This window comes from Arsenophonus sp. ENCA (assembly GCF_002287155.1).
GTDB lineage: Bacteria > Pseudomonadota > Gammaproteobacteria > Enterobacterales > Enterobacteriaceae > Arsenophonus > Arsenophonus nilaparvatae.
Genome location: NZ_NHNG01000258.1, coordinates 1 through 10,243, shown reverse-complemented (window position 1 = coordinate 10,243; position 10,243 = coordinate 1). Strand labels below are relative to the sequence as shown.

7 protein-coding genes and 2 pseudogenes are annotated in these 10,243 nt (G+C 38.6%); 5 read left to right on the top strand and 4 right to left on the bottom strand.

The features are described 5' to 3' along the window. From CBG25_RS06795 to CBG25_RS06775, 5 genes and pseudogenes are all read left to right on the top strand, one after another. Window positions 1–189 (top strand): annotated as a pseudogene (locus tag CBG25_RS06795) (transposase); the annotation flags it as partial. 714 nt (window positions 190–903) lie between these two features. Beyond that, window positions 904–1,203, top strand: a complete 300-nt coding sequence (locus CBG25_RS06790) for a hypothetical protein (RefSeq protein ID WP_290605541.1) — start codon at window positions 904–906, stop codon at window positions 1,201–1,203. A gap of 447 nt (window positions 1,204–1,650) precedes the next feature. Further along, a complete protein-coding gene (locus CBG25_RS06785; protein WP_290605536.1) occupies window positions 1,651–3,393 on the top strand; it encodes an autotransporter assembly complex family protein in 1,743 nt (580 codons plus the stop codon). After that, window positions 3,390–7,163: a translocation/assembly module TamB domain-containing protein gene (locus CBG25_RS06780; RefSeq protein WP_290605534.1), complete on the top strand. Its 3,774-nt coding sequence runs from the start codon at window positions 3,390–3,392 to the stop codon at window positions 7,161–7,163. Before CBG25_RS06785 ends, CBG25_RS06780 begins: the two co-directional genes overlap by 4 nt. Before the next feature lie 2 nt (window positions 7,164–7,165). Continuing rightward, the gene (locus tag CBG25_RS06775; protein WP_290605532.1) at window positions 7,166–7,516 is read left to right on the top strand and encodes a gamma-glutamylcyclotransferase; all 351 of its coding nucleotides are present in this window, start codon (window positions 7,166–7,168) and stop codon (window positions 7,514–7,516) included. A gap of 62 nt (window positions 7,517–7,578) precedes the next feature. Here CBG25_RS06775 and ppa read toward each other — a convergent pair whose 3' ends face one another. From ppa to CBG25_RS06755, 4 genes and pseudogenes are all read right to left on the bottom strand, one after another. After that, window positions 7,579–8,109, bottom strand: coding sequence for an inorganic diphosphatase (gene ppa, locus CBG25_RS06770; protein ID WP_290605531.1), 531 nt, complete (start codon window positions 8,107–8,109; stop codon window positions 7,579–7,581). A 139-nt stretch (window positions 8,110–8,248) separates the two neighbouring features. Beyond that, window positions 8,249–9,256 carry a class 1 fructose-bisphosphatase gene (gene fbp, locus CBG25_RS06765; protein WP_290605530.1) on the bottom strand — a complete coding sequence of 336 codons (1,008 nt, stop codon included), beginning with the start codon at window positions 9,254–9,256 and terminating at the stop codon, window positions 8,249–8,251. Window positions 9,257–9,424: 168 nt separating this feature from the next. Continuing rightward, on the bottom strand, window positions 9,425–9,895 hold the full coding sequence (gene argR, locus CBG25_RS06760; RefSeq protein WP_290605528.1) for a transcriptional regulator ArgR: 471 nt from the start codon (window positions 9,893–9,895) through the stop codon (window positions 9,425–9,427). Window positions 9,896–10,031: 136 nt separating this feature from the next. Then, window positions 10,032–10,243: pseudogene (locus tag CBG25_RS06755) on the bottom strand (hypothetical protein); the annotation flags it as partial.

Genomic DNA, 10,243 nt, shown 5'->3' with positions numbered 1-10,243 from the left:
TGGAAGATGAACTTGCCAGAATCGATGAGGATATGAACAGCCACATAATGAACCACTTTAAAGATCTGGCTGGCAGACTGAGCAGTATTAAAGGAGTTGGTACAATGACGGTTGCCGCGTTGCTAGCCGGAAGTTCCAGAACTGGGTAGTCTCTCGAGGCGCGCTATCAGCGCGCTTGTAGGTGTTGCCTGTCAATGCCAATTGAATTCTGATCCACTTTGCTAAAGTAAAACTGATCCACCCCCTTTAATTTACTCGCTCAGTTCCGCTTTCAATTTTTTATGTAGCTGACCGCTTTTTAGCTTGTCTTTTAATATAGAGAAGTAATTTATTTGATACTTGTGGGAATATCCGGGAATTGGCGGGAACTCATGGGATTTCTTGAGGTTTTAAGCGATTTTATGATTTGATACCAATGCTTAAAAAATAAACAATTCTTCGCCTAGAAGTAAAATATTTGATACCACTACAAGCAAGCTTTAATGTTCTTTAAATTGCATTTACAAAAAATTTTAACTGGGCCAATACCTATTTCAGGCTCTGGCCCGGATGTTAGGATCAGAGTGATCTACTTCTGACATGGTTTCTCGGGTACTGATTTCAATTTTGGATAAAATCTCTCTAAATTGTTCTTCTGACATGGATTCCATGCGTAAAGCTGCTCGTTTTCTATCTGCNYWCRAGTTTMGSASSRATWRAWWWWCNGNMTCWATNWWTTMWRYTWARTWCANCAKSANYATNRYRAMTANGWMANWWASCTWRTWRMKCMMRTWCWMSTKRTTSTAANKYYWMSAARATTKATGTTTTTTAGTAACTTGCAGATTAATCATTGCTTTTAAGCCATTTTTAGAATTTTATATGCCTGTGCGAAACTCGTGATGTACAGATAAAACTAAACGGAACTTGTTAAAAGCAGGTGGCGGCTATGCACGTATATTTGGTCCAGATGGCAGTGAGCTAACAACCCCCCCCTTGGCAGAAAATGAGGAAGGATTACTGTTAGCTACGCTTGACCCTGCTTCAATTACCTTCGCCAAAGCGATCGCCGATCCGGTCGGGCATTATTCACGTCCAGACGTAACTAGCTTATTATTTAATCCTGCGGCTAATCGCCCGTTATCGATTAAAGCCGCTTCTTTTATTGAACTAATAGATACAAAACAGATTGTATTGCCAGGGAGTGAAGAGGTTCAGACGAATTAGAATATTCTGACTGTTAATTGAACAAATGTAGTGATCAATTCTAATATATCCACTTGACTGTATTTATCTGTTTTAACGGTGAGATAGTGACTAAAATTTGTGGTTAGGTGGTAATTATTTTTTCAGTCTATCTTCTATTTATGTGCCTTTCTAAACTTTTTCATGGTTAAGAAAATGTTTTGCATTTCGTTTTTTTGCAAGAAAGTTGCTATTTTTTAATAAGGTATTTCGTGCATAAATTTTGGCTTGACGGTATAAAAATAAACAGACCGATAGTCTTATCAGTTAAAAATGTTTTAGCGTGCTATTCAATAGCCATTATTGGGGCTTAAATGGACAGAGAAAGATTGCATTATTTATTATTAATGTCTTGTATATCTTGTTTAATTTAACCAAAATGAGTGAGTTTTTTATCGTTATAAAGTCTATTTTCCATTAGGAGTTGGCGTGCCAAGATATTGTTTGCTTTGTTTTCTTTGTATGTCGATGGTAGTGTCAGTTGCCAATGGTGCCAATCTTCGTTTAAAAGTTGAAGGATTGACAGGAGAACTTGAAAAAAACGTTCGTATTCAGCTCTCAAATATCACTCAGGATGAAATTGCCCCAGATGGCCGTTTCCAGGTCAGAGTTGATAAAGCAATTCGTTTAGGGTTAAGGCCGTTAGGTTATTATGAACCCACCATTGAATTCTCTTATCAGGAATTTAAGCCTCCTTCCCGACCCGTTTTGACAGCCAAAGTTGATCCTGGAAAACCTGTTCATGTTGAAAATGTTAGTATAACGTTAAATGGGGCGGCTAGATATGATAAAGATTATGCGGAAATGATAGCTCGCAATACGCCACCAAAAGGAATTATTCTTAATCATAGCGATTATGATGATTTGAAACAGGGATTTAGTCGGCTGGCGGTGCGTAAAGGTTATTTTGATGCAGAAATGGAAAAAAGTCAGTTAGGGGTCTCATTGGCTCACAGGGCTTCTTACTGGATATTTGATTTCAATAGTGGCGAGCGTTATCGCTTCGGTGCCATCAAATATGAAGGCTCTCAAATTCGCGAAGATTATCTAAATAATATTGTTCCCTTTAAACAGGGAGACTATTACGCCTCTGAACAATTGGCTGAATTCAATCAACGGTTAGTCAATACCGGTTGGTTCAATTCCGCAATTGTGACCCCTGATATTACTAAAGCTCGTGAAAAAGGCACGCATATTCTGCCAATGGACGCAGTATTAACGCCACGTGCGCGTAATCATGTTGAATTAGGTGGTGGTTATTCGACCGATGTAGGTCCCCGAGTCAAAGCTACTTGGAATAAACCCTGGATTAATTCTAGAGGACAGAGTTTTACTTCCAGCCTTAGTCTTTCGCAACCTGAACAAATTATTGATGCCAGCTATAAAATTCCGCTAAAAAAGAGTCCATTAGAACAATATTATGCCGTTCAGGCGGGCTTTAAACGAACTGATCTAAATGATACTCAGTCTGATACCACCACCCTGAATTTATTAAGGAATTGGGATTATTATAAAGGTTGGCAATATGGCGTTAATTTGCGCTGGAGTCTTAGCCATTTTACCCAGGCAAATATAACCAATACTACCATGCTTCTGTATCCTGGAGCCAGCCTTAGCCGGATACGACAACGAGGTGGTGCTATGCCCTATTGGGGGGATAGCCAGCGATATAGGATTGATATTTCTAATACTACTTGGGGTTCAGATATCGATTTTATGGTATTACAAGCACAAAATGTTTGGATAAGAACACCCTGGAAAGGGCATCGTTTTGTGGTAAGAGGCCATCTTGGTTGGATAGAAACTAATCGATTTGACAAAGTCCCACCTGATCTGCGTTTTTTTGCTGGTGGTGATCGCAGTATTAGAGGTTATGGTTATCAAAAAATATCACCCACCAATAGCCAAGGAAAATTAACCGGTGCTTCAAAATTAGCCGTTGGCTCACTGGAATATCAATATAATGTGACAGGTAACTGGTGTGGCGCAATATTTGTTGATGGTGGTGAGGCGGTAAATGATTTTAGTAAAGATAATTTTAAAGTTGGCGCTGGCGTTGGTATTCGCTGGGTTTCACCGGTTGGGCCTATTAAACTGGATATTGCTGCGCCGGTCGGTGATCCTGATCATAGCAAAGTACAATTTTATATTGGGTTAGGTGCTGAACTATGAAATGGGTAAAACGCATTAGCCTGGTCTTATTGTTTTTGTTACTAATATTATTAACGATGATTGGTTGGATAGTTACCACCCAATCAGGCTTACATTTTGCCCTTAATACGGCAGTCCGTTGGTTGCCAGGATTAGAAATTGCGACCATTTCCGGTGGCTGGAGTGATTTAAATTTGCAGGGAGTTCGTTATCGAACCAAGGGTATTAATGTTGATGTTGATAAGTTTAATCTTTCACTCGAAGTTAACTGTTTAAAACGTTTTCAATTGTGTGTTAATAATATTTCAACTGACGGCGTCGATGTTAAGATTGATAGCAAAGCCTTTGCATCTACCGAAGAGCCAGCCAACTCAACTCTATTGACTAAATTGTCAACGCCCTATCCTATTTTGTTAAATCAGTTAACACTAAAAAATATCAATATTCAGCTCGATAACAGCCAGATTTCGCTGGCTGAATTAACCATGGCGGCTGATTGGCGAGCTAATCAGTTAACAATTAAACCAACGACAATTAATGGGTTAGTGGTTAATTTGCCAAAAACTTTAGTGGAAGAAAATAAAGCCACAGCAAAAGCAGTAATAAAAACCAGCGATCAGGTAGCCGATAAATCACCCGCGGAAACATTAAAAGCATTATTTGCTGAGCCCTTATTAGCTAACTTACCTGAAGTCGTTTTACCTATCGATATTAATATCGAGCAGATCCGAGGGGTAAGCTGGCATTTAAGTGGTGATACTAAGGTGGCAATTGATAATTTGACATTAATGGCTAGCGTACAAAATCAGCAGATAGCTATCAAACAATTTGTTGTTGTGATGCCAGAAGGCAAGATCACTATTACCGGTGATGCTAATTTGGCTCAGCAGTGGCCGGTCAATATTGCTGTTCAAGCTGAATCCTATCTTAACGATCTTAAAGGGCAACAAGTTGATTTAAAACTTGAGGGGGCTTTATTACAACAACTTAAATTAATGTTAAGTTTAACGGGTCCCATCAAGGCTAATTTGGTCGCTGAAGCAGCCTTATCACAGGCAGGATTGCCAATTCAATTAACCTTAGAGAGTCAGCAGCTTAATTGGCCACTACAAGGTGAGCCAGAATATCGTTTAAAAGATCTACGTTTACGTTTAAATGGTATGGTGACAGGTTATGATCTCTCATTCCGAACTGATATTAATGGACGGGATTTGCCTCCGACGTTGTTAACGCTTGATGCTAAAGGGAATGAACAACAGTTTCGGTTAACGCGTTTGCGATTGAATGCGTTGCAGGGAAAAACAGAATTAACCGGTATTATCGATTGGAGTAAAGCGATAAGTTGGAATGGGTTATTAACTTTATCCGATATTAATACTGCAAAACAGTGGCCACAATGGCCAGCTAAATTGCAGGGTAAAATCGTCACGACCGGCAGTTTACATGGTGGTAGCTGGCAATTAAAAATTCCTGAAATTACCCTTGATGGTAATGTAAAAGGTAATTTATTACGCACACGCGGACAGATAAGTGGCAATGCTGCAGGTCAATGGAACATTCCCGTTTTCAATATATTACTCGGACGCAACAAATTAGATATTAATGGACATTTGAGTGACAGCTGGCAACTAGATGGGATAATTGATGCGCCAGCTCTCGATGGAGTATTACCTGGTTTAGCCGGAGTAATAAAAGGACAATTAAAATTACGTGGTGATTTAAAGTCACCTCAATTACTGGTTGATATCGCAGCTCATAGCGTTAAATGGCAAGATAGCTTAGCTATCGATAAAGCAACTATTCAAGGTGATATCCGTTCTGATAAACAGATCCATGGCCAACTAACCGCTGCTGTTCAGCAGTTGAAACAGGCAGATTTAGTTGTTCATAATTTCACCTTGGATGCTAAAGGTAATGAACAGCAGCATAGTGTTAACATCAATATCGATGGAAAACCCATTTCAGGTCACTTAACCCTGAAAGGCAGTTTTGATCGACAGAAAGCGTTATGGCAAGGTGTGTTAGATAATACGTTATTTAACACCCTGATCGGTGAATGGCAGTTAAGTCGGGCGGTGTCGATTGAGTATGCCAATCAGCAACAGGAAGTCACAGTTTCGCCTCATTGTTGGTTAAATACTAAAGGGCGTTTTTGTTTGTCTAAAATGGCTAAAATTGGTAAATCCGGTAATGCAGATATTCTGCTACAGCAGTTTGATTTAGCACTACTCAAACCCTTTTTGCCAGCGGAAACTCAGCTAACTGGCAGTTTTGATGGTGATGCGAAAGTGAGTTGGTATGCCGATGGGCATTCACCGCAGGTGAAAGTAAATTTGTTTGGTAATGGCGTCAAAATCAAACAATTGATTGAAGGATCATTGTTACCCGTTGAATTTCAAACGCTAAGCTTAAATGCAGACATGATTAATGGTAAGGCAGTATTACAGTGGTTAATACAAATTACCAATAATGGCAAATTTTCAGGCAATATACGGATTGACGATCTGGAACAAAGTCGTAGATTATCGGGTAGTATTAATATTAACGATATTTCATTAGCCTTAATTCGTCCGATTTTAAGTAATGGTGAAAGGTTAGATGGCAATTTGAATGCTGATTTAAGGTTATCTGGTAATATGAAGCAGCCGTTATTAAATGGTAATTTGGCGCTTTCTAATGTAGCAGCAAAAGGACACTGGTTTCCATTTGATATCAATCAGGGGTTCCTCAAACTGGATTTTATGGGAACTCGCTCTCAATTGATCGGACGTATTAATACACCTGAAGGTTATTTGAAGTTAGTTGGAGAAGCGGATTGGCGTAATATTAAAGCCTGGCAGGCGAGAATTTCTGCCACAGGTAACAAATTGCGGATAACATTACCGCCAATGGTTCGTATTGACGTGGAGCCGGATATTGTTTTTGAAGCTACGCCTAATTTATTAAGTCTCAATGGCAATGTAAATATTCCTTGGGCACGTATTACGGTACAAGAATTACCAGAATCAGCAGTAGGCGTTTCATCAGATGAGGTGATGTTAGATGCAAATTTACATCCAATTGAGAAAAAAGGTATATCAATTCCGATATTAACTAATCTACAGATTAAAATTGGAAATGATGTTCGTTTGGATGCATTTGGCTTAAAAGCGCGATTAACAGGAATATTGAAAGTTATCCAAGATAAGCAAGGGCTGGGTTTAAATGGCCAGATTGATATTCCTGAAGGTCGATTTCATGCATATGGGCAAGATCTAATTGTGCGAAAAGGACAAATTTTATTTTCCGGCCCTGTTGATCAGCCATTCTTAAATGTAGAAGCGATCCGCAATCCAGATAGTACCAATGATAATGTGATTGCGGGGGTGAGAGTTACAGGCTTGGCTGATAAGCCAAAAGCAACGATTTTCTCCGAGCCAGTTAAATCGCAGGAAGAAGCTCTTTCTTACTTACTGAGAGGTGAAGGGTTAAATAGTAGTGGCGCAGATAGTACTCATATGGCTGCTTTGCTGATTAGTCTGGGAGTTTCCAAGAGCGGAAAATTATTGGGAAGTATTGGTGAAACATTTGGTGTTTCCGACTTAGCATTAGATACTCAGGGCGTTGGTGACCAATCTCAAGTTGTCGTGAGTGGTAAGATAACTAATGATTTGCAAGTTAAATATGGCGTAGGGATATTTAATTCTCTTGCTACATTAACGCTACGTTATCGTTTGATGCCAAAATTGTATCTAGAAGCTGTGTCTGGCGTTGACCAGGCATTAGATCTGCTTTATCAGTTTGAGTTTTAATTATGCGTATAATTGTTTATGGTAGTTTAAGGCGTAATCAGGGAAATCATCATTGGATGACCTATGCTCAGCTGTTAGGAGAATATAGGTTGGAAGGTTATGAGATTTATGACTTAGGTTATTACCCTGCAGTAATACGAGGTGAAGGGACGATAGAGTGTGAAGTTTATCGTATTACACCATCCATTTTGACTGAACTTGATGAATTAAAAAGGAATTCTCAGGATTATGAAAGAAAATTGATACCTACACCTTATGGTAATGCTTGGATTTATCTTTATAAACTTTCGGTAGATGGTTTACGCCGAATTGAAAGCGGTGATTGGCTAAAACGTGATGGAAAAAGCAAATAAATTTTTCTAACCAGATCCCATTTATCGCTGATAAAGGGGATCTAATTAAAACTCTATAATGGTTATTTTTTAGCTGCGCGTTCAAAAGAAGAGAGAATTTCAGCTTTTGCCGCATCAACATTTTCCCAACCTTCCACTTTTACCCATTTCCCTTGTTCTAAATCTTTATAGTGTTCAAAGAAATGTTTAATTTGAGCGCGTAATAATTCAGGTAAATCGTTAATATCTTTAATATGTTCATATTCTTTAGTTAATTTAGAATGAGGCACCGCAACCAATTTTGCATCTTCACCCGATTCATCGGTCATTTTTAATACCCCGATTGGGCGACAACGAATTACTGCTCCTGGTTGTAGTGGATAAGGTGTTGGAACTAAAACATCAACGGGATCGCCATCCAGGGAGAGAGTATGATTGATATAACCATAATTACAGGGATAAAACATAGCGGTAGACATAAAACGATCGACAAAGATGGCGCCAGATTTTTTATCTACTTCATATTTTATCGGATCCGCATTCGCGGGAATTTCTATAATAACATAGATATCTTCAGGCAGCTCTTTCCCTGCCGGTACATTATTTAGGCTCATAAAAAATGTCCTTTATTTAAAGCTAAAAATTGAGTAGCGGTTATTATAGCCGTAAACGAAACAAAAACTCACTATCACTATAAAAATAAGCTTAACAATAAAGGCCGGATCGTTTGCCTTTATTGCGTATGATAGGATGCTATTCATTAACTGAAAATTCAAGCATGAAGCATTCGGCTTTTTCTACCATAGATTTTGTTCCAACAAAGAAAGGTACAAGTTGATGTAGTTGTTCTGGGACGATATCTAAAATTCGATTAGTACCATCACTTGCTTTACCTCCAGCCTGTTCGGCTAAAAAGGCGATCGGATTGCATTCATATAGCAAGCGTAATTTACCTTTAGGATGACTTGCCGTACTTGGATAAATATAAATCCCACCTTTTAGTAAATTTCGATGAAAATCTGCTACCAAAGAGCCAATATAGCGGGTGGTATAAGGGCGAAGCGTTGCGGGATCTTGTTCCTGGTAATATTTTATATATTTTTTTACCCCTAATGGAAATTTACTATAATTTCCTTCATTGATTGAATACATATTGCCTTGTGGTGGAAACATCACTTTTTCGTGAGATAGATAGAAGACGCCTAGAGAAGGATCATAGGTAAAGGCATGCACACCATAACCGGTTGTGTAAACCAGCATGGTTGAAGAACCATAAACAACGTAGCCGGCAGCGACTTGTTGATGGCCCGGTTGTAAAAAATCTGCTTTAGTAACTGATTGGCCAATTGGTGTAATACGGCGGTAAATAGAGAAAATAGTTCCAACGGAAACATTTACATCGATATTCGATGAACCATCTAATGGATCCATTAGCACAACATATTTGGCATTTTCTGCCCGATCACCAGCAAAAATTACGATTTCGTCTTCTTCTTCGGAGGCAATGCCAGCAACCTCTCCTCGCGCTTTCAAAGCGGCTTTTAATTTTTCACTAGCGTATAGGTCAAGTTTCATTTGAACTTCGCCTTGAACATTAGAGGCACCACTTGCGCCTAAAATATCCACCAAACCGGCTTTATTAATATCGCGGTGAATGATTTTTGCACCTAATTTAATTGCTGATAATAATGCGGTAAGTTCACCCGTAGCATGAGGAAAATCATGTTGTTTTTCAACGATAAATTCGTCTAATGTTTTCATGACCAAGGTCCTGAGTCTAATTTTATAGAGATTTTGTAAGGAATCGTGTTCCTTGTGTGCGTGCAGTTTAGCCAAATTAGGCCAAGATTAATAGTTGGATTATTTTTACTGATCAAGAGAACGATTCATTTCATATTATCGCGCTGATCAGCACGATAACTTTGGCTTTTACAACTCTTGTTCAAACAAATTCAAGATGGCTTCATAAAGTTGTTCGGTGGAAAATCCCAAAGTTGGGGTAGAAAAAATGGTATCATCGCCGGCGATACTACCTAAAATTCCTTCTGAAGTTCCTAACGAATCTAATAAACGAGCAATGAGCTGTGCAGCGCCAGGACTAGTACGAATAACCACAATTGATTGATTGTAGTTAATATCTAATACCAAATTTTTTAGCGGGCTAGTTGTTGTGGGAACAACCAGTTCAGCAGGTAGGCAATAAACCATTTCCATTTTAGCATTACGGTTACGTACCGCACCAAACTTTGTCAGCATTCTAGAAATTTTTGACTGGTTTATATTTTCAAAGCCTTGCTCTTGAAGTGCTATAACGATCTCACTTTGGGAGCTAAATTTTTCTTCCTTGAGCAAAGCTTTAAAAGCTTTCACGAGATCTTCTTGTTTAGAAGAAACATACATAAATCACCTTTTTCAAGACGTTAAGTAGAGCGGTATTATGTATAAAGGTGAATTTTTATGCAACAAGCAGTTCTAACCTGTTGCTATGAAAATAATAAAAATAGCAATAATAAAAATTCACGAGTTTCGCACAAAACTAATTTGGGTACGCTAATAAAACACGGATGTGCTCAGCAATAGCATTTTTGATTACGTCCCAATTTTGTTGATAAAGGGTTATTTTTTCAGATATACGACGTTTATGTTGTTCAAACCACGCAGAAATAGCGAGAAAAATATGATTTCTTTGCGCTCGGCTCGTGCGAGCCTGACAGCGTTCAATACCACAATTTTGTTTAACTTCTCGAT

Excerpts from the sequence above, each read along its gene's own strand:
- CBG25_RS06780 (WP_290605534.1), top strand. The coding sequence starts at position 3,390 with ATGAAATGGGTAAAACGCATTAGCCTGGTCTTATTGTTTTTGTTACTA.
- CBG25_RS06775 (WP_290605532.1), top strand. The coding sequence starts at position 7,166 with ATGCGTATAATTGTTTATGGTAGTTTAAGGCGTAATCAGGGAAATCAT.
- ppa (WP_290605531.1), bottom strand. The coding sequence starts at position 8,109 with ATGAGCCTAAATAATGTACCGGCAGGGAAAGAGCTGCCTGAAGATATC.
- fbp (WP_290605530.1), bottom strand. The coding sequence starts at position 9,256 with ATGAAAACATTAGACGAATTTATCGTTGAAAAACAACATGATTTTCCT.
- argR (WP_290605528.1), bottom strand. The coding sequence starts at position 9,895 with ATGTATGTTTCTTCTAAACAAGAAGATCTCGTGAAAGCTTTTAAAGCT.